The sequence below is a fragment of the Nocardia higoensis NBRC 100133 genome, from assembly GCF_000308595.1.
GTDB classification, from domain to species: domain Bacteria; phylum Actinomycetota; class Actinomycetes; order Mycobacteriales; family Mycobacteriaceae; genus Nocardia; species Nocardia higoensis.
The window spans coordinates 79,584-104,029 of sequence record NZ_BAGA01000072.1; the positions used below are offsets into that span (position 1 = coordinate 79,584).

Annotated in this window: 20 protein-coding genes and 1 pseudogene; 8 read left to right on the forward strand and 13 right to left on the reverse strand. The window is 69.3% G+C overall.

Annotated features, from left to right (window positions below):
- The first annotated feature begins 68 nt into the window (after nt 1-68).
- Entirely contained in the window at nt 69-665 is a 597-nt protein-coding gene (locus ON26_RS10880) for a QsdR family transcriptional regulator (RefSeq protein WP_051026927.1), read from the forward strand.
- Nucleotides 666-1,114: 449 nt separating this feature from the next.
- Here ON26_RS10880 and ON26_RS10885 read toward each other — a convergent pair whose 3' ends face one another.
- Genes ON26_RS10885 through ON26_RS34500 form a run of 3 tightly spaced genes read right to left on the reverse strand, consistent with a single transcriptional unit; the run spans nt 1,115 to nt 3,360 of the window.
- Nucleotides 1,115-2,080 (reverse strand): linear amide C-N hydrolase, encoded by a 966-nt coding sequence (locus ON26_RS10885; protein ID WP_245545809.1) that lies wholly within the window; start codon nt 2,078-2,080, stop codon nt 1,115-1,117.
- A gap of 37 nt (nt 2,081-2,117) precedes the next feature.
- Nucleotides 2,118-2,804 carry a DUF3089 domain-containing protein gene (locus ON26_RS10890; RefSeq protein ID WP_245545810.1) on the reverse strand — a complete coding sequence of 229 codons (687 nt, stop codon included), beginning with the start codon at nt 2,802-2,804 and terminating at the stop codon, nt 2,118-2,120.
- On the reverse strand, nt 2,686-3,360 hold the full coding sequence (locus tag ON26_RS34500; protein WP_245545811.1) for a DUF3089 domain-containing protein: 675 nt from the start codon (nt 3,358-3,360) through the stop codon (nt 2,686-2,688). Before ON26_RS34500 ends, ON26_RS10890 begins: the two co-directional genes overlap by 119 nt.
- A 168-nt stretch (nt 3,361-3,528) precedes the next feature.
- Here ON26_RS34500 and ON26_RS10895 point away from each other — a divergent pair, with 168 nt between their 5' ends.
- Both ON26_RS10895 and ON26_RS10900 read left to right on the forward strand, forming a co-directional pair.
- The gene (locus tag ON26_RS10895) at nt 3,529-5,352 is read left to right on the forward strand and encodes an alkyl/aryl-sulfatase (RefSeq protein WP_040795928.1); all 1,824 of its coding nucleotides are present in this window, start codon (nt 3,529-3,531) and stop codon (nt 5,350-5,352) included.
- Nucleotides 5,353-5,404: 52 nt separating this feature from the next.
- A complete protein-coding gene (locus ON26_RS10900; protein ID WP_051026928.1) occupies nt 5,405-6,325 on the forward strand; it encodes an NADP-dependent oxidoreductase in 921 nt (306 codons plus the stop codon).
- 35 nt (nt 6,326-6,360) lie between these two features.
- Here the strand turns inward: ON26_RS10900 and ON26_RS10905 are convergent, their stop codons facing one another.
- The 6 genes from ON26_RS10905 to ON26_RS10930 all read right to left on the reverse strand — a co-directional run bounded on the left by ON26_RS10905 (nt 6,361) and on the right by ON26_RS10930 (nt 13,267).
- Nucleotides 6,361-7,584, reverse strand: coding sequence for an allantoate amidohydrolase (locus ON26_RS10905; RefSeq protein WP_040795929.1), 1,224 nt, complete (start codon nt 7,582-7,584; stop codon nt 6,361-6,363).
- Between the two features lie 73 nt (nt 7,585-7,657).
- A complete protein-coding gene (locus ON26_RS10910; protein WP_040795930.1) occupies nt 7,658-8,977 on the reverse strand; it encodes an FMN-binding glutamate synthase family protein in 1,320 nt (439 codons plus the stop codon).
- A 31-nt stretch (nt 8,978-9,008) separates the two neighbouring features.
- Nucleotides 9,009-9,722: a GltB/FmdC/FwdC-like GXGXG domain-containing protein gene (locus ON26_RS10915; protein WP_040795931.1), complete on the reverse strand. Its 714-nt coding sequence runs from the start codon at nt 9,720-9,722 to the stop codon at nt 9,009-9,011.
- Nucleotides 9,707-10,606, reverse strand: a complete 900-nt coding sequence (locus ON26_RS10920) for a class II glutamine amidotransferase (protein WP_040795932.1) — start codon at nt 10,604-10,606, stop codon at nt 9,707-9,709. The genes ON26_RS10915 and ON26_RS10920 overlap by 16 nt, the downstream gene beginning before the upstream one ends.
- A gap of 53 nt (nt 10,607-10,659) precedes the next feature.
- Nucleotides 10,660-12,009: a type III glutamate--ammonia ligase gene (gene glnT / locus ON26_RS10925; protein ID WP_040795933.1), complete on the reverse strand. Its 1,350-nt coding sequence runs from the start codon at nt 12,007-12,009 to the stop codon at nt 10,660-10,662.
- Between the two features lie 67 nt (nt 12,010-12,076).
- The gene (locus tag ON26_RS10930) at nt 12,077-13,267 is read right to left on the reverse strand and encodes an NAD(P)/FAD-dependent oxidoreductase (protein WP_040795934.1); all 1,191 of its coding nucleotides are present in this window, start codon (nt 13,265-13,267) and stop codon (nt 12,077-12,079) included.
- A 303-nt stretch (nt 13,268-13,570) separates the two neighbouring features.
- On the opposite strand from ON26_RS10930, the gene ON26_RS10935 reads away from it, so the two are divergent.
- Together ON26_RS10935 and ON26_RS10940 are read left to right on the forward strand one after the other, a co-directional pair.
- Nucleotides 13,571-14,998: an ammonium transporter gene (locus tag ON26_RS10935; RefSeq protein ID WP_083884002.1), complete on the forward strand. Its 1,428-nt coding sequence runs from the start codon at nt 13,571-13,573 to the stop codon at nt 14,996-14,998.
- 208 nt (nt 14,999-15,206) lie between these two features.
- Nucleotides 15,207-15,530 (forward strand): annotated as a pseudogene (locus tag ON26_RS10940) (esterase-like activity of phytase family protein); the annotation flags it as partial.
- Nucleotides 15,531-15,541: 11 nt separating this feature from the next.
- Here the strand turns inward: ON26_RS10940 and ON26_RS10945 are convergent.
- Both ON26_RS10945 and ON26_RS10950 read right to left on the reverse strand, forming a co-directional pair.
- On the reverse strand, nt 15,542-16,216 hold the full coding sequence (locus ON26_RS10945; protein WP_040795936.1) for a helix-turn-helix domain-containing protein: 675 nt from the start codon (nt 16,214-16,216) through the stop codon (nt 15,542-15,544).
- 70 nt (nt 16,217-16,286) lie between these two features.
- Nucleotides 16,287-18,902 carry a tetratricopeptide repeat protein gene (locus tag ON26_RS10950; RefSeq protein WP_040795937.1) on the reverse strand — a complete coding sequence of 872 codons (2,616 nt, stop codon included), beginning with the start codon at nt 18,900-18,902 and terminating at the stop codon, nt 16,287-16,289.
- A 286-nt stretch (nt 18,903-19,188) separates the two neighbouring features.
- On the opposite strand from ON26_RS10950, the gene ON26_RS10955 reads away from it, so the two are divergent.
- Entirely contained in the window at nt 19,189-20,607 is a 1,419-nt protein-coding gene (locus tag ON26_RS10955; RefSeq protein WP_040795938.1) for a phenylacetate--CoA ligase family protein, read from the forward strand.
- A gap of 66 nt (nt 20,608-20,673) precedes the next feature.
- Here ON26_RS10955 and ON26_RS10960 read toward each other — a convergent pair whose 3' ends face one another.
- Complete coding sequence (locus ON26_RS10960; RefSeq protein ID WP_051026929.1) at nt 20,674-21,858, reverse strand: TetR/AcrR family transcriptional regulator; 1,185 nt, start codon at nt 21,856-21,858, stop codon at nt 20,674-20,676.
- 297 nt (nt 21,859-22,155) lie between these two features.
- Here ON26_RS10960 and ON26_RS10965 point away from each other — a divergent pair, with 297 nt between their 5' ends.
- Nucleotides 22,156-22,422 carry a response regulator transcription factor gene (locus ON26_RS10965; protein WP_051026930.1) on the forward strand — a complete coding sequence of 89 codons (267 nt, stop codon included), beginning with the start codon at nt 22,156-22,158 and terminating at the stop codon, nt 22,420-22,422.
- A 13-nt stretch (nt 22,423-22,435) separates the two neighbouring features.
- On the opposite strand, the gene ON26_RS10970 is transcribed toward ON26_RS10965, so the two are convergent.
- Nucleotides 22,436-22,855 (reverse strand): hypothetical protein, encoded by a 420-nt coding sequence (locus tag ON26_RS10970; protein ID WP_040795940.1) that lies wholly within the window; start codon nt 22,853-22,855, stop codon nt 22,436-22,438.
- 205 nt (nt 22,856-23,060) lie between these two features.
- Here ON26_RS10970 and ON26_RS10975 point away from each other — a divergent pair.
- The coding region (locus ON26_RS10975) for a hypothetical protein (protein WP_040795941.1) at nt 23,061-24,446 on the forward strand (1,386 nt) is incomplete at its 3' end.

Below are 24,446 nucleotides of genomic sequence, written 5' to 3' on the forward strand. Positions count from 1 at the left end.
GTGCAACCACATCCGGCTTTTGCCGAGGAATGCAACGCCTTGATCATATGTTGCGTTAGAGTCGCCGCATGGTCTCCCGTACGCCGCTACAACGTGCGCTCGCCGGTCCCGGCCATCGCAAGCCGGAGCCGATCGACGCGTTCCGGGCGGCGCGCCGCTGCTTCCTGCGTGGTGAGCGCGTCGACGTGGGCAGGCTCGCCGCGGAACTCGGCGTCAACAGGGTGACCCTCTACCGCTGGGTCGGCAGTCGTGACCAGCTGCTCGTCGAAGTGATCTGGTCGCTGACCGAGGCGAGCCTGCGCGAGCAATGGGAACGAGCGCGTCACCGGCCGGGGTCGCGCGTGCCCGCCCTGCTCGCCGGATACCTGCGTTCGGTGCTCGAACAACCCGGAGCGCGTGCCTTCGTGCTGGAGGAGAACGAACGGGCGATGCGTCTGCTCACCCTGGCGAGCAATGGTTTTCAACCCAGGCTGGTGCGGGCCGTCGCGGCGTATCTGGAACAGGACCTGGCCGACGGGCGGATCAGCACCACTCTTTCGGTGGACGAGTTGGCCTATGCGAGTGTGCGGATCGGTGAATCGTTCCATTACCTACCGACGATCGCCGGGGCGCCTCCCGACCCGGACGGCGCCGAACGGGTACTCGCGGCGCTCTTGCGGCCGTGACACCACTGTGACGGTGGCCGGGTGAATCTTTACCTTTCGTCGTCTGGTGTCCGACCGGCTACGCGGCGAACACTGGGGTTCGGCATGCCAGTGTTTGTGATCGGTTAGCTCGCGTCCACTCTGAAGGGTTCGAAATGTCCAGATTCACCAAGTTGTTCGCCGCCACTGCGGTTGCGCTGTCGGTCGGTGTGTTCGCTGCCCCCTTGGCGTCGGCCGCGACGACTCCGTCCGCCGACCCGATCGGCGGCGGCGGCTCTGTCGTGATCTGTCTTCCACTAGGCAGCGCGACCATCTGCATCTGATCGGACTTTCTGCGTTATACGGAAAGCATGTCATGCGTGCGTCGGGTACGTACGTGCCGTAGGCAGGTCGCTTCGTTGCGGCCTGCTTCTCTTTTTTTCGGGATGCCCGTGGTCCGGGCGCGCCGTTCCACGCGCGCTGTCCCGGCCCTACGACAGGACGAAGGGCGGCGGGTCGGCGGGGGTGAACGCGTGACCGACATCGCCGATGAGTCCGCTCGCCGCGGGCTCGAGCTTGTGATGGGCGGTGAAGTCGAGATCGGCCAGCTCGGCCCAGATGATGTTGGGGCTGAACGAGGATTCGTAGATGTAGCGCCGCTGGGTCAGGTCGCTGAGCGTGCGCCAGATGGTCGCGGAGATGTTGGGACGCTCCGGGTCGGGCTCGCCGAAAGGCTGCGCGGCATTGCGCATCACGCTGAGCAGGGCAGCGTAGGCGCGGGGCGCGGTCTCGGCGGGCGGGAGACGATCGAGGTAGTAGGAAGCCCGGACGAAGCGGTCGGCGGCCTCGGTGGTGCCCGGCAGCGGGTTCGCGCCGCCGAAGCCGGCGAAGTTCTTCTTCAGTGCGATTTGCTGTTCGTACGGCGGTGAATTCGTCATGACCGTGTAGGCGCGGTCGTGGTGCAGGCGGGCGACGCCGTCGATGTGCTCGATGATCAGGGAATCGCCGGTGGCGTCCTCCAGGGCGAGGTGCACGGTCGCCGCGCGCTGACTGCGCGGCTCGATCAGCGGCAGCACCTGGAACGGTTCGCGCGTCATGAGTTCCACGCATTCCTCGACGGTCGCGCACAAGTCGAGGAACACCTGCGCCCACAGCGAGACCGCCACGGATGCTTTGGTGGAGTCACGTTCGCCGAAGTCGGCTTCGGCCAGCCACAGCAGATGCGCGGCAAGGCCCTGTTCGTTGATGCCGTCGGAGGTGGCGTTGTCCCACACCGTGGCCACCAGGCTGCCGTGCCGGGCGGTCCAGCGCATCGGGGACGCGTCGCGGTCGTGACCGACCCGCTCGACGCCGCGCGGCAGCACCCACAGGTTGGTGTCCATCTCCTCTCGCCAGTCCATGTTCCGGCCGACCAGCACGCCGTGCCCACTGGTTGTCCACATCGCTCGCGTGCACATGACTTCCTCGATTCGCCAGGAGTTCGATCGGAAAGGTTCAGTGATCGGATAAGGCCGGGGTCCCCTCCCGCTTCCGGTAGGCGGCGATCTGCGCGCCGACGATGTCCACGGTGTCGCCGAGAGCGAGGGCCATCTCGGCCACGTGCAGGCCCCAATCCGGATTCGGGAACGGGCCGATGGCCGGTGCCCCCGGCTCCGGACGTACGAGCAGGACATGCGCCTCGCCGATGTGCGTGCACTGCGCCCGGTATCGCTGCGCCGGCCGCAGCCACGGCGTCCCCGCCATCGGCGTGGGACCGAGTGCGGGGGCGAGATCGGCGAGGCCGACGGCGCCGGGCCGCACGTCGCTGCGCAGCAGCGTGTGCAGGGCGAGTTCGTCGTTGCGGGCGAGGGACGCGGGATTGACGCAGGCGATCTCGTATTCGGGGCCGTAGGGGACCGGTGCGGCTTCGGGTGTCGTCGGTGTCACGCCGTAGCGCGCGTTCGCGGGCGGTGTCTGTCCGTAGGTGGACCAGGCCAGCACACAGCGGATCTGATCGCGCGCGCGGCACAGCGGCACCGATCGGAAGTCGCCACCGATATCGCCGCCGCGCGGCACCACCACATCACCGCCCACCAGCACCGCCGACACGAGCCGGGCGGCCGCCGCCTGATCCGGCTCGATGCGTTCGCGCAGTAGTTGGCGCAGCATCCTCGTGCCCTGGGAATGGCCGATCAGCACCACGCCGCGACCGTTGTTGTGGTGGGCCAGGTACTGATCCCAACGCCTGCGCCACATCCGCGAAGGCCGCTTCGACGGCGGCGCGGGACTGCTCGGACGGGACCGGAGTCCGCAGTGCGAGCAGCGTGCGCTGCCGGTAGACGGGCGCGTAGACATCGCACATCCGCGAGAAGCGCTGCGCCTGTTGCCCGGCCATGGCGCGCATGGGCTGGGTGATCTGCAGGCTCGCCGAATACGTCGATTCCTGCGAGACGGTCGGATAGACGTAGAAGCAGTCCACCGCATTGCGGCGCGGCCCCTTCGGACGCACCACCCTGTCCGGTTCACCTGCGCTGCGTTCGGTGGTGGCGAGGTCGCCGCGGCATGGGTCGGCCGCCAGGCGCGGGTGGCACAGCCAGACCACGTCATCGAGTTGCGACGGATTCGCCGATGCGGGGGCGGGGGCGGTGAACTGCGCGAGGAAGGCGGCGAGCAGGATGAGGACAGCGGCGGCCCCGCCGCGTGGTCTGCTCGCTCGAGGCAACGCGAGGGGCACGGTCGGCACGGTGACTCCCTTCATGAACGGGCTAACTGTACGGTCTCCGGCCGCCAGAATCCGGCATTGGGCGCGGCATGTGGTTTCACCCCGTGTGGGTGATCACAGTGCGGTTGCCGATGATTAGCGTGCCGGTGGAGGCGGGTGACCGCTACGGCGGAATCGGCGAGGTGACCCACGGATGAGGTGCCCATGAACCCCGGACCGGACTTCGACGACAGAACCGATTTCGAGAACGCGACCCGCGGGCTGATCGCCGAGTTCGACCAGCCGGCGATCACCGCGGCGGACGGGCAGGTGGTGTGGGATCTCGCCGCCTACGAATTCCTGGACGAGGACTGTCCCGGTACCGCGAATCCGAGTCTGTGGCGACAGGGACGGTTGTGCTCGAAGCAGGGACTGTTCGAGGTCGCCGAGGGCATCTACCAGGTGCGCAATCTCGATCTGTCGAACATGACACTGGTCGAGGGCCGCGAGGGCGTCGTGGTCGTCGACCCGCTGGTGTCGGCGGAGACCGCGGCGGCCGCCCTTGCCCTGTATCGCGCGCACCGCGGCGAGCGCCCGGTCACGGGCATGATCTACACCCACTCCCACGTCGATCACTTCGGCGGCGCGCGCGGAGTGGTGCCGGAGGGGCATCCGGAGATCCCGATCCTGGCCCCGGCGGGTTTTCTCGAACACGCAGTGAGCGAGAACGTCTACGCGGGCACCGCGATGTCCCGGCGCGCGGTGTTCATGTACGGGGCCGGATTGCCGAAAGCACCCGACGGACAGATCGGCTGCGGACTCGGCATGACGAATTCGCTCGGCACGGTCACCCTCATCCCGCCGACCGTCGACATCACCCGCACCGGCCAGCGCGAAGAGATCGACGGCGTCCGGATGGTCTTCCAGATGACGCCCGGCACCGAGGCCCCCGCCGAGATGAACTTCCTGTTCCCGGACCGCCGGGCACTGTGCACGGCCGAGAACGCCACCCACAACATGCACAACATCCTCACCCTGCGTGGCGCGCTGGTCCGCGACGCCCGGGTCTGGGCACGCTATCTCGACGAGGCGATCGGCTTGTTCGCCGAGCACGCCGACGTCGCCTTCGCCTCGCACCACTGGCCGACCTGGGGCCGGGACAACTGGACGGCATGGCTGGCCGGGCAACGCGACATGTACGCCTACCTGCACGACCAGACGCTGCGGCTGGCGAACCAGGGTCGCACCGGCTCCGAGATAGCCGAAGAGCTGACCTTTCCGCCCGCTCTGGACGCCCTGTGGGCGAACCGTGGCTACTACGGCTCGCTGAGCCACAACGTCAAAGCGGTCTATCAGCGCTATCTCGGCTGGTTCGACGGCAACCCGGCCCACCTCTGGGAACATCCGCCGGTCGAGACCGCCCGCCGCTATGTCGCCGACTACGGCGGGATCGACGCGATCGTCGCGAGAGGCCGCGCATACGCCGACCTCGGCGACCTACGATTCGCCGCGACCCTGCTCAACCACGCGGTCTTCGCCGAACCGGGGCATGAGGGCGCGCGCGGCGCGCTGGCCGAGGTCTACCGCCGGCTCGGGCACGGCAGCGAGAACGGCGTCTGGCGCAACTTCTATCTGGTCGGCGCCCAGGAATTGCGTCACGGCGTGACGCCTTCGGCCCTGGGCAGCTCGAATCCGCAGATGCTGGCCGCGTTGACCGTCGACATGATCATCGATGCGCTCGCGGTGCGCATCGACGGCCTGCGCGCGGCGCGGACATCCTTCGTCATGGACTGGAAGCTGACCGACGAGAACCGGGTCATCCGGCTGACCGTGTCCAACGGCGCGCTGACCCACCGCACCGGCACACCCGACGCGCCGCTGACCGGACGCGCGGATCTGACACTGACCTTCGCCAAGCCCGCGCTGCTGACGATCCTCACCGGCTCCGAGCTCACCGGTGTCGACCTCGAGGGCGACCCGGCGTTGCTCGCGACATTCATCGGCCTGCTCGACGAGCCCGATCCGACCTTCCCGATCGTCACCCCGTGAGTTCTCGCGCACCGCGACACGACAGTGCCCCGGCTTCACCCAGGAGAGGCGCATGACGCAGACCAGGACCGTGCTGATCGCCCGGCACTTCGGCGGACCGGAAGTCCTCGAGTTCTATACCGAACACGCGCCCTCCCCCGGCCCCGGCGAAGCTCTCGTCCAGGTGCGCGCCGCGGGCATCAACCCGATCGACGCCCGCCGCATGACCGGCGAGTTCCACAAGGACCTTCCACTCACCTTCGGCACCGAATTCGCCGGAACCATCCAGGCGCTCGGCGCCGACACCGCCCCCTGGGAGGTGGGCGATGCCGTTCTCGGCTTCAGCGGCGGATTCACCCACGCCACCCACATCGTCGTCCCCGCCCGGAACCTCGTCGCCAAACCCGACTCTCTGAGCTGGGAAATCGCCGGATCACTGGCGGGCGCCGCCCAGACCGCCGCCACCATCCTGCGCGAACTCGCCCTGCCCGCCTCCGGTTCCCTGCTGATCCACGGCGGCTCCGGCGGCGTCGGCTCCATCACCGTCCAGCTCGCCGTCCGCCGCGGCCTGACCGTCGTGGCCACCGCGTCGGCCGCCAACCAGAACTACCTGCGCGCTCTCGGCGCCATCCCCGTCGAATACGGCCCCGGCCTCACCGCCCGCATCACCGCCGTCCACCCCACCCCCTTCACCGCCTCGGTCGACATGATCGGCAACACCGAAGCGATCGACGCCTCCCTCGCCCTCGTCCACCCCGACGGCACCGTTGCCACCATCGCGGGCCGGCCCGTGGATTCCCCACGCGTCCGACCCATCTTGATGGAGCGCAATCGCGAGGATCTCCAGGAGGTCGTCGACGGCGTGGCCGACGGCACCCTCCACTGGGAGGTCAGCCGCAGCTACCCCCTGCTCGACGCGGTCAGCGCCTACACCGACATCCTTTCCGGCCACACCCGCGGCAAATCTGTCCTCACCGTTCCCGCCCAGCGCTGAACAGGTCTGACGGTCACGGCGCCGGTTGGTTCGGGTCAGGCGCTCACCCACTCCGCCATCACATCCGCCAGTGCCTGCGCGCCGAGGCGGCAGTCCTCGGGGGTGGCGTATTCGGCGGGGGAGTGGGAGACGCCGGTCGGGTTGCGGACGAACAGCATGGCGGTGGGGACCACCGCGGAGAGGATGCCCGCGTCGTGGCCTGCCTGGGTGGGCAGGACGGGGATGTCGCCCAGGCGGGCGAGGGCCTGGCTGACGCGGGCTCGGGGGCCTTCGGGGAATTCGACGATGGGGGTGATGGATTCGGCTTCGATGTCCAGGCCGATGCCGTCACGGGCGGCGTGCTCCTTCGCCTCGGCGCAGATGTGGGCGACCAGGGCGTCGAGGGTGGGTTCGTCGGCGGCGCGGGCGTCGAGCCAGGCGAGGATCTCCGAGGGGATGGCATTGGCGCCGTTGGGCAGGACACGGAGTTTGCCGAAGGTGGCGACCGCCTCGTGGAGTTCGGCGGCGTGCCGGGCGGAGTGCACGGAGGAGGCGTAGGCGAGCATCGGATCGTGGCGGTCCACCAGGCGGGTGGCGCCCGCGTGGTTGGCCTCGCCGGTGAAGCGGAACAGCCAGCGGCCGTGCGGCCAGATGGCGGAGGCCACGGCGATCGGGCGGTCCACGAGGTCGAGAGCGCGGCCTTGTTCGACGTGGAGTTCGACGTAGACGCCGACCCGGTCGGTCAGGGTGGGGTCGGGACCGAGGTGGCGGGGGTCGCGGCCGTTTCGCGTGAGCGCTTCGGCGAGGGTGATGCCGTCGGCGTCACGCAGGCGCAGGACGCGCTCGGCGGTCACCGCGCCGGTACTCAATTGGGAGCCGACACAGGCGACGCCGAAGCGCGCGCCCTCCTCGTCGGAGAAGGCCGTGACCGCGACGGGGCGGGTGGGGGCGATGCCGCGGGCGCGGACGATGTCGACGGCGGCGAAGGCGGAGACCACGCCGAGCGGTCCGTCGTAGGCGCCGCCGTCGGGCACCGAGTCCAGGTGCGAGCCGGTGACGAAGGCGTCACGCGGCTCGCCCTGCCAGCCCTCCGGAAGCCACCACGCCCACAGGTTGCCGTTGCGGTCCTCCTCCACGTCCATGCCGCGCTCGGCCGCACACCCGGTGAACCACTCCCGCAGGGTCATGTCGGCGTCGTTCCAGGCGAAACGGCGGTATCCGCCGGTCGCGGCTTCCCGGCCGACATCGAGGATCGACTCCCACATCGTGTCGAAGGTCATCGGTGACTCGCTCCTGTTCGCGCGGCTGCGCGGTCGTCGTGATCGGTGATAACGGGTTGTCCTGGTGGAGGACTCAGAACTGTCCGGGAATCCAGTTGGTCCCGGCCAGTGGCACTCGCGCCATGGCGGAGGCCTCCACGGTCAGCGCGACCAGATCCTCGGGTTCCAGATTGCGCAGATGCGACTTGCCGCACGCCCTGGCCAGCGTCTGAGCCTCCATCGTCAGCACGCGCAGGTAGTTGGCCAGGCGACGGCCGGCGGCGACCGGGTCGAGATTGCGGGCGAGCTCGGGGTCCTGGGTGGTGATGCCCGCGGGGTCGCGGCCGTCCTGGAAGTCGTCGTAGAAGCCGGGCGCGGACCCCAGCGCGGCGTACTGCTCGGCGAAGCGAGGGTTGTTGTCGCCCAGCGCGATCAGCGCGGCCGTGCCGATGGCCACGGCATCGGCACCGAGCGCCATCGCCTTGGCCACGTCGGCGCCGCTGCGGATGCCGCCGGAGACGATCAGCTGCACCTTCCGGTGCACATCGAGTTCCTGCAGGGCCTGCACGGCCTGCGGGATGGCGGCCAGGGTGGGAATGCCGACGTGCTCGATGAACACGTCCTGGGTCGCGGCGGTTCCGCCCTGCATACCGTCGACGACGATCACGTCCGCGCCTGCCTTCACCGCCAGCTTCACGTCGTAATAGGTGCGAGTCGCCCCGACCTTGACGTAGACGGGCTTTTCCCAGTCGGTGATCTCACGCAGTTCGATGATCTTGATCGCCAGGTCGTCGGGACCGGTCCAGTCCGGGTGGCGGCAGGCCGAGCGCTGGTCCACCCCCTGCGGCAGGGTGCGCATCTTCGCGACCCGCTCGGTGATCTTCTGCCCGAGCAGCATGCCGCCGCCGCCTGGCTTGGCGCCCTGGCCGAGCACCACCTCGATGGCGTCGGCCTTGCGCAGGTCGTCGGGATTCATGCCGTAGCGCGACGGAAGATATTGGTAGACCAGATTCTTGGACTGGCCGCGCTCCTCGGGGGTCATGCCGCCGTCGCCGGTGGTGGTGGAGGTGCCGACCTCGCTGGCACCGCGCCCGAGCGCCTCCTTGGCCTGTCCGGAGAGAGCGCCGAAGCTCATCCCGGCGATGGTGATCGGAATATCGAGGTGCAGGGGGTATTTCGCGTGCCGGTCGCCGAGGACCACATCGGTGTCGCAGCGTTCCCGGTAGCCCTCGAGCGGATAGCGGGACATGGAGGCGCCGAGGAACAGCAGGTCGTCGAAGTGCGGTAGGGCGCGCTTGGCGCCCCAGCCGCGGATGTCGTAGATGCCGGTCTCGGCGGCGCGCTGGATCTCGGCGATCACCGAGCGCGGGAAGGTGGCCGACTCGCGGAGCGTGGGATCGTGAGCTGTGGTCATCGAGGACTCCTGTCCATGATCGATCGGCAGGTCAGTAGGCGCTGACGTTGTCGACGTGGAAGTTGTAGAGCGTGCGGGCCGAGCCATAGCGGGTGAAATCCGCCGGGTCGGCGTCCATGCCCGCGGATTCCAGCAGTTCGGCCAGCTCGGCGAGGTGCTCCTCGCGCATGGGCTTGGCGACGCAGTCGGCACCGAGAGAGGCCACCTTGCCGCGGACGTAGATGCGGGCTTCGTAGAGCGAATCGCCCAGTGCCTCACCGGCGTCGCCGAGCACCACCAGACGACCGGCCTGGCCCATGAAGGCGCTCATGTGGCCGATATCGCCGCCGACCACGATGTCCACGCCCTTCATCGAGATGCCGCACCGTGCGGCCGCATTGCCCTCGATGACCAGCAGGCCGCCGTGTGCGGTGGCGCCCGCGGACTGGGAGGCGTCGCCGGTGACCCGGACGGTGCCCGACATCATGTTCTCGGCCAGTCCCACGCCGGCATTGCCGCGCACGGTGATCGAGGCCTGCTGGTTCATTCCGGCGCAGTAGTAGCCGACATGGCCTTCGATGGTGACATCGAGGTCGTCGGTGAGGCCGCAGGCCAGCGCGTGCGCACCGCGCGGCTCGGTGAGGGTGATCCGCCGGGGCGCGTCCTGGCTGTGCAACAGGGCGTTGACCTCGCGCACCGAGGTCTCGGTGAGATCCAGCCGGGTGGTTTCGGTGGCTGTATCCACGGTGGTCACTGCCGGTGCCATAGGTAGACCTCTTCCGGTTCGGGTTCGAAGATGTGGGCGTCGGCGACGCCGGGCAGGCCGGCCAGCGCGCGATATTCGGAGGCCATCGCCACCCAGCGGTCGGTCTCGGCGACCACCGCGGGCTTGCAGGCGATGGGATCGCGCAGCACGGCGAAGGATTCGGAGTTGGCGACGAGCAGGGTGTAGAAGCCGTCGAAGCGCTCCATGAGCAGCCGCAGCGCCTTCTCCAGATCCACGCCCTGAGCCAGCTGAGCGGCGATGAATCGCGCCCCGACCTCGGTGTCGTTGTCGCTGTCGAAGACCACGCCGGCGCGCTGCAGTTCGTGCTGGACGCTGCGGTGGTTGGAGAACGAGCCGTTGTGCACCAGGCACTGGTCCGGGCCCACCGAGAACGGGTGCGAACCGGCGGCGGTCACGGCGGATTCGGTCGCCATCCTGGTGTGCGCGACGCCCTGCCAACCGGCGGCCTTCGGCAGGCCGAAGCGATGCGCCAGTTCGGTGGGATTGCCGATGCCCTTGACCACGGTGAGATCGGCGCCGAAGCCGATGACACGGGCGGCGGGGGCGACGGCGGGCACGGCGGCGGCCAGTTCCGCGGCGTCGATCGGGGCGTGCAGCACGGTGGTCGGCTCGAGGTCGATACCGGTCACGGTGACACCGAGCACGTCACCGAGCCCGGCGGCGAGTTCGGCGGCGGGCACGCCCGCGTCGAGCAGCGAGACGGTCGACTCGCCGGGTGGCGACCAGATCGGGTCACCGTAGACGGCCATGCCTGCCGAATCGGGCCCGCGATCGCACATCTGGTCGAGCATGCCGGTCAGCAGTGCGCCGAGCCGCGGATACAGCGTCTCGTCGCGCAGGTGCAACCCGACTATTCCGCACATGGGAAACTCTCTCTCTGAGTGGAGGGACGGTCTGGGTGGGTATCGGGGCCGCGTCAGAAGGCGGTGAGATAGCGGTCGATCTCCCAGTTGGAGACCGTGTTGTGCCAGGCGAAGAACTCCTCACGCTTGAGGCCGCTGAAATAGGAGCTGACGCCGGGACCGGCGCCGTCGAGCGCCGCGGTGATCACCGGATCGGCGTCGAGGGCGTCCATGGCGTGCAGCAGGGTCATCGGCAGCATGTCGCCGTGGACGGCCCCGGAGCCGGGCTCGCCCGGATCGAGTTCGCGTTCGATGCCGTCCAGGCCGGCCGCCACGGTCGCGGCGATCGCCAGATACGGATTGGCCGAGCCGTCGCCGCCGCGTAGTTCGACCCGGTTGTGGTCGGGCACGCGCAGGTACTGGGTGCGATCGTTGCCGCCGTAGGTCGCGTAGCGGGGCGACCAGGTGGCGCCGCTGGAGGTGGACGTCGCGCCGATGCGCTTGTAGGAGTTGACCGTCGGAGCGAGCACGGCCTGCAGGGCACAGGCGTGTTCGAGGATGCCCGCGATGGCCGAGTAGGCGGTGCGCGAGAGGCCGAGCCTGCGCGGATCGGCGGCGTCGGGGAACAACGCCCCCTGGCCGTTCCACAGCGACAGGTGCAGGTGCATACCCGAGCCGGTGCGATCGGTGAACGGCTTGGGCATGAACGTGGCGCGCATGCCGCGCTTCTCGGCGATCACCGAGAGCAGGTAGCGGGCGGTGATCACGCGGTCGGCGGTCGTCATCGCCTCGGCGTAGTCGAAGTTCTGCTCGAACTGGCCGTTGGCGTCCTCGTGGTCGCTGGCGTAGTTGCCCCAGCCGAGCGCGTTCATCGCCGCGGCGACCTCGGTGAGGTGGTCGTACATGCGGGTCACGTCGCGGGCGTCGTAGCAGGGCTGGCTGCTGGTGTCGGCGCGGTCGGCGGTGCGCAGCATGCCGCCGGAATCGCGGTCGACGAGAAAGTATTCGATCTCCGCGCCGACGTTGACGGTCATGCCGCGCTCGGCGGCCCTGGCCAGGCTCGCGGCGAGCACATTGCGCGGGGCGAACGGCCAGGGCTTGCCGTCGACGTAGGGGTCGCAGTGCACGATCGCCAGGCCGGGGCGGATGAACGGGATCGGGGTGAAGGTCGATACGTCGGGGATCGCGATCAGATCGGGGTCGCGCGGTTGCTGGCCCATGGTGCCTGCCGCGTAGCCGGCGAAGCCGGCCCCGTCGGCGGCGAGCCGGTCGGCGGCCTCCACGGGGACGAGCTTGGCGCAGGGCTTGCCCGCGAGCGTGACGAACAGCGCCAGGATGTACGTGGTGCCGGTGGCGCGGGCGAGTTCGGTGAGGGTGTCGGCGGTGGCGGCGGGGACCGGTGCGAGTGCGGTATCGATGGCCATCTTGGCTCCAGGTTGCGAGGCGGTTCTCGGGTGGAAGTCGGTTCCTCGGGGTGGTTCTGCCTGCGGCTCAGCGCATTTCGCCCGCCCCGTCGTAGGGATTGAGGCTGAGCAGCAGATCGCCTTCGGCGAAGCGCTCGTAGCGGAAGTCGCGCGGGTCCACGTTCGGCAGATCGGTCGTCCCCTTGGTGAGCAGGTCGGCGGCCAGCCTGCCGACCGCGGGGGAGATCTTGAAGCCGTGGCCGGAGAAGCCCGCGGCCAGGAAGAGCCCGGCGGCCGGGGAGGGGCCGATCACCGGGTTGTAGTCCGGGGTCACGTCGTAGGCGCCGACATAGGAGCCGGTGATGCGCGGGTCGGGCATGTCGGGCAGGCGGTGGCCGAGCTTGGCGACGACCTTGTCGATGGTCGACTCGTCGGCGCGGTTCACGTAGTTGTCGGGGTCGATGTACTCCGGCGCGCTGTGGTCGGAATTGCCGGCCAGGATCTCGCCGTTGGGTTCGCGGCAGAGGTAGGACAGGCCGGCCAGGTCGGAGAGCACGGGGACGACCGGGGTCGGCTCGCCCTGATCGACCATGACCAACTGCGCGCGCTGGGCTCTGATGTCGATGTCCACGCCCGCCGTGGCGGCCAGGGCCGGGGTCCACGGCCCGGCGGCGAGCACGACCGTGCCCGCGTGGATCTGCGTGCCGTCGGCGAGGGCCACGCCGTAGACCTCACCCGCGGAGTTCTGCAGCAGTGTCGATACCGGGGTGGACTGCCGGATGCGCACACCGAGCTTGCGAGCGGCGGCGGCGAACCCCATGCCGGCCAGGTAGGCGTCGCCGCGCCCGCCCAGCGGTTCGTAGGCGAAGGCGGCGAAGTCGTCGAGGTGCAGACCCGGCCACAGCGCCGCCATCTCGTCGTGGTCGATGAAATGGGTGGCGATGCCCAGGCCCTGCATCATCGCGATGTTCGCGCGCAACGGCTCGACATTGTTCTCCCCGACGCCCACGACATATCCGCACTGCTGGAAGCCGAGATCGTCGTCGAGGAGTTCGGCGGCATGGGTGAACACGTCCACGCCGTACCAGGACATGGCCGCCAGCGAGGGCGTCCCGTAGTGGCAGCGCACGACGCCGCTGGACTTGCCGGTCATGCCCGAGCACAGGGTGTCGCGTTCGAGAACCAGGACGTCGGCCTCGCCGCGCTCGGCGAGCGTCCAGGCGATGGCGAGTCCTTCCAGGCCGCCGCCGACGATGACGTAGCTGTGGGTTTCGGTCATTCAGTGCCCCAGTGCTTCATGTGGAGTGAGCCCCGCTGTTTCATAGAGGGAACTGCTGTCGAACACCATGAAACAATGCCTTTATGACGGCGGGATTACGCACAGGTCAGTTCCGTGTGACCCGGAGCGCTGCCGAAACCCGAGGACTCCACACCTCGAGGGTGGTTCTGCCTGGTGGTGTTAACAGGAATGTCACCCGTGTGCCGTCAGTGGCAATCTGCACGGCCGTCTACTGGGAAACCGGGACTGTTCACCACTGAGAGACAACAACTCTCGACGGCTGACCTGGATGATGAGGGAAAGATGAACGAAGCGATCGCTGCGGCTGATACCGCATGGATTCTGGCGGCGACAGCCGCCGTGGGCATCATGGTGCCCGGTCTCGCCATGTTCTACGGCGGCATGGTCAGCATCAAGAACACGCTCAACATGGCGATGATGACCTTCGGCGCGTTCGCCTTGGTCGGCGTGCTGTGGATCATCTTCGGGTACTCGGCGACGCTGGGCGACTCGATCGGCGGTGCCGGCCTGCTCGGTGATCCGCTGGAGTACTTCGGCTCCTCGAAGTTGCTGGACGCGCCCGCCGAACCGGGCCTGCCGCCCGCGTTGATCGCCGCCTTCCAGTTGCTGTTCGCGGCTATCACCGTCGCGCTGATCTCGGGTGCGGTAGCCGACCGGATGAAGTTCGGCGCGTGGATGCTGTTCGCCGGTGTGTGGGCCACCCTGGTCTACTTCCCGGTCGCGCACTGGGTCTTCGCCTTCGACTCCGCCGACGGGTCGGTGACCGGCGGCTGGATCGCCAACAAACTCGCCGCCATCGACTTCGCCGGTGGTACCGCGGTGCACATGAACGCCGGTGTCGCGGCGCTGGCGCTGGTCCTGGTGCTCGGCAAGCGCGGCACCTTCCCGAATCCGCCTCGCCCGCACAGCCTTCCGCTGACCATGCTCGGTTCGGGCATCCTGTTCTTCGGTTGGTTCGGCTTCAACGGCGGCTCGGCGCTCGCGGCGGGTAGCAGCGCCGGTGTGGTCGTGCTCAACACCATCGCCGCGGCCTGCGCCGGTATCTGCGCGTGGCTGGTCACGGAGAAGGTGCGCCAGGGTCACGCCAGCTCGCTGGGCGCGAGCTCGGGTCTGATCGCCGCGCTGGTCGGCATCACCCCCGCCTGTGGCGCGGTCTCCCCGATCGGCGCGGTGATCATCGGTGCGGTCTCCGGTGCGGTGTGCTGCCTGGCGGTGTCGATGAAGTTCCGTCTCGGCGTGGACGATTCGCTCGACGTGGTGGGCATCCATCTCGTCGGCGGCATCATCGGCACGATCCTCATCGGCTTCCTCGCCGTGCCCGAGGCGCCCAACGGGGCGACCGGCCTGTTCTACGGCGGCGGCGTGGACGCGCTGTGGCGGCAGACCGTCGCGGTGATCGCGGTCTTCGCCTACACCTTCATCGTCACCATCGTCATCGCCAAGGTGCTCGACATGGTGATGGGCCTGCGCGTGCCCGCCGAACACGAGGCCGACGGTCTCGACTCGGTCATCCACGGCGAGTCCGCCTGGATCATGGAGACCGCGACCCTCACCACGACCGTGGTCACCCCCGCGGCGACCGTCGCGGCCGCCGAGGCCATCACCGCCGAGGCCGCTGCCTCGGACGGTGATTCCGAGACGACGGAGACCGGGAAATCCGAGGCCGACAAGGCCGACGCGGACACTCCGGCTACTGCCGCCGCCGAGTGATCGACGGTCGGCACTGAAGAAGCGAAGCCGGCCGGTCGGGACGCCACCCCACCCGGCCGGTTTCGTCGTCTCCGGATTCGGGCGTAGGCAATTCGAACATTTCCGACATTCGATCGTCGCCTGGCATTCACCCGGCAATCCCCTCCGACTCACTCGAGAGCGTCGAGCTGCCTCGACCATCATCGAGTGTGAAGCAGAGGACGAATGCGTCTACACCGATGCCGCTGCCGAGCGCATCGGATTCCTCGACATCCGCGATCCCGCGAAACCGGTGGGTATCGGCACCCTTTCGCCGGCCGAGCTCGGCCACGCCGACGACCAGCCCACCTCCGTGGTCGCCTACGGCGAGTTCGTCCTCGTGGTCGTCGACACCACCGGCGGCGACTTCTCCGCACCGTCCGGCCGGGTGGACATCGTGCGCGTCGCCGACCGCACCCGGGTACACAGCATCGATCTCGGCGGCCGGCCGGACTCGATCGCCGTCAGCTCCGACGGCGCGTTCGCCGCGATCGCGATCGAGAACCAGGCTGAGCTGCGCCTGTGTCAGGCTTCCTCGTGGTTGTCCGGGTAGGCGGTGACGGCGAGGAAGCGGATCGGCAGGCGTACCAGTTCGTTGGGGCCGTGGATGCCCTCGCCGTCCAGCAGCAGTGAATCACCCGGGCGCAGTGTGTATTCCGCATCGCCGTGGCCGTAGACCATGACGCCTTCGAGCATGTAGAGCAGTTCGGTGCCCGCGTGCTGGAACCGGGGGAACACCTCGCTGGCGTTGGTCAGGGTCACCAGTACCGGCTCGAGCCGCTTGTGCTGCCCGCGCAACGCGCCGAGCAGTTCGTAGTGGTGGCCGATCCGGGTGCCGCGGCCGACGATGACCGCGCCGCTGCCCGCCGGGACGTAGACGGCCTCACGGACGGTGTCGGCGCCGCGGAACAACGAGGTCACCGGCACGTCGAGACCGGCGGCGAGGCGGGCCAGGGTGGACAGGCTGCACGAGGTCTGGGCATTCTCGATCTTGGACAGCATGGCCTTGGAGATGCCTACCTTGGTGGCCATCTCGCCGACGGACATGCCGCTGGCCCGCCGCAACGCCCGCACCTGACGGGCGATGGCGGCTTCCAGGTCACCGCCGGTCGGCGGCTCGCCGACGACTTCCCGCTGGACGGGGGCGGGATCGCCGGTGTCGCGGTGTACGCGGGACGCGGCCTGTGCGGACTCTGCCATGTCGCTATCGTAGTCGGGGTTTCCTCACAGTGGACATTTGGCGGTATGTGAGTTGCGCCGGATCCGGGGGTCACCAAGTCGGGACCTCGAACCGCCGGTCGATGGACCCGTAGCGCGTCTCGGCGCTGTCGATATAGGCAGCCAGGGCGACCGACCCGTCGGGCATCCGCAGCCGGGGCGGCGGGCGCATGGGCAGCACGGCGCCTGCGATCAGAGCGCCCGTGGTGGCGAAGTCGGGTGCGTCGGCGCGGGCCTCGGGGTCGGCGGGAGCGCGCAGGCCCGTGCCCGCGAGCCGGTCCGGATCGGCCTGCGGGTCGGCGGCGATATCCGCCGCCAGGGCGGCCAGGCGGTCGGCGCGAGCAGGGGATTCGGCGGCGCCCGGGGTGTGGGTCCCGGAGTTCAGCGACACCTCGACGAGTTCGGCCATCAAGACCGGGTCGCCCAGCCGTGCGGTCCAGTCGAAGATCGTGGAACGGAACAGCGCCGAGCGGGCGGCCCATGCCGAGCGGGTTCTGGCGTGGACGAACTGCAGGCGCTGATGGTCGATGAACAGCAGGGCGGGCAGGGCGAGATCGAGCGCCGGGCGCAGATCCTCCGGGTCCCGGGCAACCCGGACGGTCGCGGCCAGAAAATCGCAGCGAGCGGCTTCCAGCATGAGGTTCAACCCGGCGTTGATCGCGCGGGCGCGGCCGATATGGGTCAGCGCGAGGTCGTACTCGCCGCGCGCGCTGTGCGCCAGCCCGATATTGAGATCGCACGCGGCGCAATTGCGCCGATAGGCCACGTGCGGTTCGAAGATCGCGCGGGCCGCCGCCAGGTCGGCCAGCGCCGCGTCGAGGTCGCCGAGCAGCACGCGGGTGCCGCCGCGATTCTGCCTGCACACGGCCGCGCGGATCGGCTGCCCGGCTGCGGCCAGACTGGCCTCCGCGGTGGTGTACATCCGCTCGGCGTCGAGGTGCTTGTCCTGTCGCAGGAACAGGCCGGCCAGATTCGCTTCCACGACGGCCGTCAGGCGGTCGCCGGGGAAAGCGCGCAGCGCCGCGTGACTGCGTTCGAAGGCCGCCTGTGCCTCGGGCAGCCGGTGGGTCTCCAGGTAGACCAGGCCGAGATGGCAGTTGGCGACGGCGACGTGGCGGGTCTTGCCGTGCCGCGTCAGGCCTTCACAGGCGTCCAGCAGCAGTTCCTCGGCCTCCCGATAGTTGCCGAGCGCGAACTGGACCATGCCGCGAACATCCTGCACCTGGGCGGCTTTCGCCCACTCGGAACCGGCGACGAAGGTCGTCCGCGCCTCGTCCAGCAACCGCAGGGCCGGATGGTATTCGCCGGTGTGTGCCATCGCGCCCGCGAGGTGCACCGCGCAGTCGGCGGCCAGTTCGGCGTCGGGCAGCGCGAGAGCGTCGGCGCGAGCATCGGCCAGCAGCCGCTTCGCGCGGTCGAAGTCTTCGCGTTCGGAGTGCAGCACGCCCGCATACAGCTGTGCCCTGGTGCGGTGGCCGCGATCTGTCTCCCGCAGGGTCGCGCTCACGGTGGTCAGCAAGCGCTCGGCGGTATCGAGCTCGCCCCGCGCCAGATGCACGGTGGCGATGTTCATATCGCACCAGGCGACCTCGCCCGGGTGCCCGGCGGCGGCGAAAGCCGCTCTGGCCGATCGGTACATCCGCAGCGCTTCGTCGTAGCGTCCGAGGTCCTCGAGTGCCATGCCCGACGGGATCAGCACCTCCGTGGCCTGATCCGGTCGGCCCGCGGCGAGCAGCTCGGTGCGCGCGCGGGTCATGGCCGCCAGGAATTCCTCGGTCCGTCCCTGCTGCAGACGGATCAGGCCGATGCGTCGGTGGCAGTCGGCACGCTCATGGGCCCGGTCGAGGGGATAACCGCCGGTGGCCGCGGCCAGGGCGGACACGGCTTCGTCGTATCGCCCTGCGGTGGTGAGCACTTCGCCCAGCGCGTCATCGCATTCGGCCACCGCGGCGTAGTCGCTCAGGGCCGCGAATCCGGCACGGGCTGCGCGCAGATGCTGTTCGGCGCCGCTCTGGTCGCCGTCGTCGGACAGCAGACAGCCCAGCAGATAATGGCTGCGGGCCAGGTCGTCGGGATTGCGATCCGCGTCGAGCAGCGGGATCGCCAGCGTGAGATGGTGGCGGGCGGTCGGGAGATCGTCGAGCCGGATGGCCAGATCCGCGCGCGTGGTGTGCGTCGCGGCGATCTCGTCGGGCCGGTTCGTCGCGGTGAAGCCGCGGCAGGCGGCCTCGAAGGCGGCGAACGCGCCCGCGCTGTCGCCGGTCTCGGCGAGGCTGCACGCGAGGGCGTATTCGTTGTCGGCCTGACGGTCGCGATCGCCCAGGTGACCGAAATCGTCGGCGGCGCGGCGCTGATGTCGTACGGACTCCGCGATGCGATCCAGGTCGACGAGCACATCGGCGGTGAGTTCGGCGCTCTCGGCGCGGAATTCGTCCGGCTCGAATCCGGCGAGGATGTCCTGGGCGGCCAGCAGTACGGCCGCGGCCTGCTCGAGCTCACCGGCCTGCGCGTGTGCCAGCCCGGTGAAGTGCAGGCATTCCGCGGTGGCGCCCGGATCGCCGGACGCCTCGCGGCGAGCGAGTGTGAAGGCCGCGATCGCGTCGGCGAAGCGTTCGGCCTCCAGCGACTCGAGGCCGAGGAGGAACGCCGAACTCGGCCATTCGGTCATCTCGCGATGCCTTTCTCACCCCCCGGTGCGGTGCGTACGAGCGGTCTGCCCGCCCTGCAGTTTCTCGCGACGTCCGGTGCCACCGCACACCAGGTGTACCGACTGCTCGGTTCCGTGCGCGGGCAGGCGCCGCTCCTGGCTCGGGAGCCCCGGACCAGCCTCCCACGCGGTCCCGGCTGTGTCTGTCGGGTGAGCGGCCCACAGGCGGGCGGGCCGCAGCGATCCGGGGGATCGGTCTTTCCGGTAGGCGCGGTCGCCGCGTCCTGCCAGAGAGGAGTCACGACGGATGGACCATCAGCTCGCTGTCCCCGGTTTCGATCACGCACTCGAGGTCTTCCGCTCCGCGGTGGATCGGGTTCCCGCCTACGCGAAGTTTCTCTGTGACCACGGCATCGACGCCGAGGAGATCCGCACCCCGGCGGACTTCGCCGCGCTGCCGCCGGTGACCAAGGACAACTATTTCCAGGTCCATCCGCGCAACGACCTGATGGCGGGCGGGGACATCGGCGTCGCGGGCATCTGGTCGTCGAGCTCGGGCTCCACCGGCCGTCCCGGTTACTGGGCGCGTGACGAGATCGCCCACGCGCAGGGCGTCGTGCTGCACGGCCGCATCCTGCGCGCGTTCGGCGCGAATCGGCGGCGCACGCTGGTCGTCGTGGCCTTCGCGATGGGCAACTGGATCGGCGGCACCTACACCCTGCGCTGTGTCGAGGGACTGGCCGCGCGCGGCTATCCGGTGTCGGTGATCGCACCCGGCCAGAACCTCGAGACCGTGCGCGCCGATATCGCCGAACTGGGCCCCTATTACGAGCAGGTCGTGCTGGCCGGATACCCGCCGTTCGTGCGTGACGTCCTCGACGGCGCGGGTCCGGAGGTGCTGAGCCAGGACCTGAAACTGCTGTTGGCGGGGGAGAACATCACCGAGACCTGGCGCGACCGGGTGCTCGAGCTGATGGGCAAGCCGGGTCGTGCCGAAGACACCTGCCTGATCTACGGCACCGCCGACGCGGGCATGATGGGACACGAGACGCCGACCACCATCGCCGTTCGGCGGGCGGCCGAGGCCGATCCCCTGCTGCGGCAGCGACTGTTCGGCGACGCGACGGTCACCCCCACGCTGGTCGAGTACGACCCGGGCTACCGCTATACCGAGACCGACGAGGCGGGCCGGTTGCTGTTCACCGTCGCCAATGCGATGCCGCTGGTGCGGTACCGGATCAACGACGAGGGCGAGGTCCGCACGGCCGAGCAGCTCGCCACCGAACTGCTCCGCGCGGGACACCGCCTGCGGGTGCGCACCTGCACGCCGTCGTCGGGTTTCCTCGTGTTGCGCGGCCGCCCCGACGTCGCGGCCACCTTCTACGCGGTGAAGATCCGCCCGGACGGCATCCGCGCCGCGCTGGGCGATCCGCGCGTGCGCGATGAACTCACCGGAAAGTTCGTGCTCACCACCGTCACCGACGCGCGGTCACGTGACGAGTTGCGCCTGCGGGTGGAACTGCGCGCGGGCGCACGTCCCGCGCCGGGCTTCCCACGCCTGGTCGCCGCCGTGGTCACCGGACAGCTGGCGGCGACGAGTGCGGAGTATCGCGAATTGCGGCGCGCCAGAGGCGATCTCGCCGAACCGGTCGTCGAGACCGCGGCCTACGGCAGCGCTGGGTTCCGGTACGCGATCAAGCACACCGGATTGCAGCGCGCCGGCTGACACCGGGTCCGCAGGTCCGCCCCGCCACAAGGCCTCGATGCCTCCTCGTGGCGGGGCGTTCGGCGTTCAGCGCTGGACCAGGCCGCGCAGCACCAGGTCGGCGACGATGCGCGCGTTCTCCTCGGGGGAGTGGCTACGCCGGGTGAAGCAGCGCAGCAGCAGCGCATTGGTCAGTTCGGCGGCCACCTCGACCGGCTGGTCGATGCCCGCGAACACTCCGTTGCGACAGCCCGCCTCGATGATCGGCGCGATGATGGCGGGCAGGTCCAGCTCCTGTTTGAGCGGCTTGACCTGATTCGGCTCGCCGTAGGTCTCGTGCGCGAGCGCCAGCATGAGGGCGTCGGTGAACGGCATGTCCTCGGTGCACACCCTGGCCAGGCGCAGCAGATAGTTCTCGATGATGACCGGCTCGTCCAGTTCCAGCAGCAGATCGTCGTCGATGGCTTCCTGGATGGCTTTGAAGCGCGGCCGCAGCGCGCCGATGATCAGATGCGTCTTGGACGGGAACAGCTTGCGCAACTGCTCGATCGGGACGCCGGAACCCAGGGCGATGTTCTCCAGCTGGGCCATGAAGAAGCCGCGCTTGGCGAATTCCTCGCGGGCCACCGCGAGTACGGCCGTCCGTGGATCGCGCGGCAACTCGGTGACATGGGGAACCGATGCGCGCACCAACGGCAGATCGTCGAGGTGGGCGTGGGCGCCGCCGGCGTCGAGGACGCCGCCGAGGATGGCGAGCAGCGAGTCGGCGAGCAGGGCGGGGGTGACCGAACCGGGGTCGCTGCGGTGGCGCAGCTGGAAGCCCTCGAACAGCGCATTGATCACCATGGCCAGCGATTTGGGGGTGAACGGCCTGCGCAGTGCCAAGCCCTTCTTCGCCAGTGCCTCGTCGTAGACGGCGAGGATGCGGCTGTCGCGGCGCGCGTAGTCGGCGCGCACCGAGTGCGCCGCATGCGGAGTGCTGTCGGCGAACGCGTGGGCGAGCACCCGGCGCGACACCGCCCGCGGCTCGGTCAGCACCGGAAACGACGCGATGATCAATTCGCGCAAGACCGTGATGGGCGGACGGGTTCCGTTGCTCAGCGCGCGTACCCGCGCACGCATCTCCGCGTCGGTACTGCCAGGCCCCTCGATCAGGCTGCCGATCAGCGCCTTGACATAGCTGCTCTTGTTCTTGAACCGGCGATAGAACGTCGCATTGGAGACGCCGGCCTCATTGAAGACGTCCTCGGCCGTGAATCCTTTGTCGAGCAACTGCTCGGGGTGTTCGATCAGTGCCGTCAGCCCGGCATCGATGAGCCTGCGAAAAGTCGGATCTGCTGCGGTAATCGGACCGGACCCCTTTCACCTCCGTCGCGCACGGAGTGCGCATGTCCCCCCGGTACATACGAAGGTGAGAGTACTTCATTACATGGCTCGATAGCCGAGTCTCTCGGATGAGAGCCAATGCCCGCACGAACTGGAGTGATTTCCGGGCAATCTCGGCTTTGAATGATGAGGGATGACAAAGCGTCATCGGTGGCTCGGCCGCAAACCGGAGGGTGTCGTTACATGACCTTTCAGCAGTCTTCCCGTTTCGTCTGCGAGTACCCCGAGGCGGGATTGACCAAACGCGAAGTCGAAGTTCTGCTCGCGTGGCTTCGATCCGACACCAAGGCACAGGTCGCCGCCGAGCTGTTCATCACTCCGGCCACCATCAACACCCATCTGGTGCGGATCCGCGACAAGTACGAGTCGGTGGGCCGTCCGGCGGGCACCAAGGCGGCGCTGGTCGCGCGTGCGTTGCAGGACGGGCTGATCGAGCTCGACGAACTGTAGGCGGCGGGCGGTCTCAGGCGGTGGCGGTGTGCCGCACCAGTCGGGCCCGCACGCCCCGAGCGGTGAGCCGGGCCATCGTCGCGGTCATCAGATAGCGGGCGAAGGAGGCCGGTCGCATGGTGTCGAGGGTGTCGGTCGCCCCGCACCCGGTGTCGAAGCGGGCGGTCGCCGCGCCGTCGGCCAGCGCGAAGCGGACATCGACGCGCACGGATCCGTCGGCCTCGACGATCACCTCCGCGATCGGCTTGCCGTCAGGGTGATCTCGGCCTGTGCAGGTGTTCGCATCGGGGAAATCCCTGATCGTGACATCGCGAGCGGCCCAGCCGCGCTCGGAAGGCCGAACCGGACGCTCGGCCGCGTCGTGGACCGCGTCGATGAGGTCGCTCAGCGCGCGATCGGCGACGGTGATCTCGTAGACCCCGGATTCGTTCACACCGACAGTATCGACCGCGCGGCCGGGCGAAGATAGTCCTCGATTCCATCTACATCGCGCACCGATTCCGCGATGCGATCCATGCTGTGTCGTCTGTTCGGCCGATTCCCGGGCGACGGCGGACGGAGGCACAATGCCGAGGGGCATGGTCCGTGCCGGACAATCGCAGGCGGCCCCGCGCCGGGGACGTCGTGAGGGAGGACTGATGCCGCCGTATCCGAAGGCGAACTGGGTGTGCGAGTCGTGGTGGGCCGCGACCCCCGCCCAGCGGAGCACCACCCGCCGCAAGCTGGCGGTGCTCTGGTCGAAGGCGGCGGCCGCGCCCAAACCCCGGCACAAGGAATTCGTCGACGAACTCAAGGGTTGGTCGGGCCGACTCGCCGACGGCCGGGAATGGGTGCGCGCGGAATACGGTCCGCTGGCGATGTTCCTGGCGCGTACCGACAGTGCCTGCGACGAGCCCGCGGGCTGGCTCGAGGTCTCGCGCATGTTCACCGACTACGCGGATCCGCTGGCGCGTTTCACCGCGCAGTTCGCCGCGGCGGCGCACGAGTACCGGCCGCGCGGGCTGCCGCACGAACTCGGCGACTCGGTCAAGTGCTATGAACTGCAGGTACCTCCGACGGTGCGGGCGGCGATGGTGCGCGAGCACGGTGGCGAGGGCGCGGGCGGGGTGCTCGACTCCGCCGTCACCGCAGACGAATTCGTCGCCGACCCCGACTGCCACCACGACGACTACCACGCGCTCGCCATGCGCCGCTATGCCTCGGTGCTGCTGGAGAAACTGGCCGACTTCGCCGACGACCCGCGCGCGCAGGCCGCCTTCACCGAGCAGATCGCCGCGCTGGCGGTGTTCGGAGATCCCGAGCAGCCCGCGCGCGCACCGCTCCCGGAGGAGCATGCCAGGGCCGAGCGGCTGCTCGGCGCGCAGATCCGTGCCGACGAGCGGCTTCGCGAGGACCCGGACCTGCCGGAGGCGTACCGGCGCGCTCGTAAGACGTTGCTGCGCTGGCAGGTCGAGGGCCGTGAGCTGGTCGACGCCAGGATCATCTACCGGAAACTGAAGTCGGCCCGCCTGGACGCCGGGCGTGCCGAGCAGCGCCGCGCGCGGGCCGAGGTGCCCGTGGATGCCGAATTCCTGCTGGCGCATGCCGATCTCGCGGTCGATGCCGAGGGGTATCGCGCGGTCCGCGATGCGCAGATCGTCGCCCGCGCCCATGCCTGCCTGTCCGGATATCGCGCGCCCGGCCCGGACGGCTCGGGGGACTGCTGGGAGAAATCTCTCGCTCTCGGCGTGCTCGCCGGCCCCGGCGAACTGCCCGCCTCCGCCGACCCGGCGGAGCTGGTACACGCAGCGTGGCAACAGGGCTGCGCCGAGTCCGGTGCCGGGCGGCCGGACGGGGCGGTGTCGGCGTCGGCCGAGACGGCCGCGCGACTGGTGGACGCACTGCTGTTCCTGGCGGTGGGACAGGTGACGCAGGTACGCGACCGCCCCGACCTGTATCGCGGCGCCGAGGCCGCCCGCCGTACCGCGCTGCGGCACGCGGAGGCCGAGGAGATGCTGGAGCGCCACGGATTCACCGAGGGGGTG

Coding starts and splice junctions, on each gene's coding strand:
- ON26_RS10965 (WP_051026930.1), top strand. CDS start 22,156: ATGACCTTTCAGCAGTCTTCCCGTTTCGTCTGCGAGTACCCCGAGGCG.
- ON26_RS10950 (WP_040795937.1), bottom strand. CDS start 18,902: ATGACCGAATGGCCGAGTTCGGCGTTCCTCCTCGGCCTCGAGTCGCTG.
- ON26_RS10880 (WP_051026927.1), top strand. CDS start 69: ATGGTCTCCCGTACGCCGCTACAACGTGCGCTCGCCGGTCCCGGCCAT.
- ON26_RS10910 (WP_040795930.1), bottom strand. CDS start 8,977: ATGACCACAGCTCACGATCCCACGCTCCGCGAGTCGGCCACCTTCCCG.
- ON26_RS10920 (WP_040795932.1), bottom strand. CDS start 10,606: ATGTGCGGAATAGTCGGGTTGCACCTGCGCGACGAGACGCTGTATCCG.
- ON26_RS10935 (WP_083884002.1), top strand. CDS start 13,571: ATGAACGAAGCGATCGCTGCGGCTGATACCGCATGGATTCTGGCGGCG.
- glnT (WP_040795933.1), bottom strand. CDS start 12,009: ATGGCCATCGATACCGCACTCGCACCGGTCCCCGCCGCCACCGCCGAC.
- ON26_RS10895 (WP_040795928.1), top strand. CDS start 3,529: ATGAACCCCGGACCGGACTTCGACGACAGAACCGATTTCGAGAACGCG.
- ON26_RS34500 (WP_245545811.1), bottom strand. CDS start 3,360: ATGAAGGGAGTCACCGTGCCGACCGTGCCCCTCGCGTTGCCTCGAGCG.
- ON26_RS10900 (WP_051026928.1), top strand. CDS start 5,405: ATGACGCAGACCAGGACCGTGCTGATCGCCCGGCACTTCGGCGGACCG.
- ON26_RS10905 (WP_040795929.1), bottom strand. CDS start 7,584: ATGACCTTCGACACGATGTGGGAGTCGATCCTCGATGTCGGCCGGGAA.
- ON26_RS10915 (WP_040795931.1), bottom strand. CDS start 9,722: ATGGCACCGGCAGTGACCACCGTGGATACAGCCACCGAAACCACCCGG.
- ON26_RS10955 (WP_040795938.1), top strand. CDS start 19,189: ATGGACCATCAGCTCGCTGTCCCCGGTTTCGATCACGCACTCGAGGTC.
- ON26_RS10945 (WP_040795936.1), bottom strand. CDS start 16,216: ATGGCAGAGTCCGCACAGGCCGCGTCCCGCGTACACCGCGACACCGGC.
- ON26_RS10930 (WP_040795934.1), bottom strand. CDS start 13,267: ATGACCGAAACCCACAGCTACGTCATCGTCGGCGGCGGCCTGGAAGGA.
- ON26_RS10885 (WP_245545809.1), bottom strand. CDS start 2,080: ATGTGCACGCGAGCGATGTGGACAACCAGTGGGCACGGCGTGCTGGTC.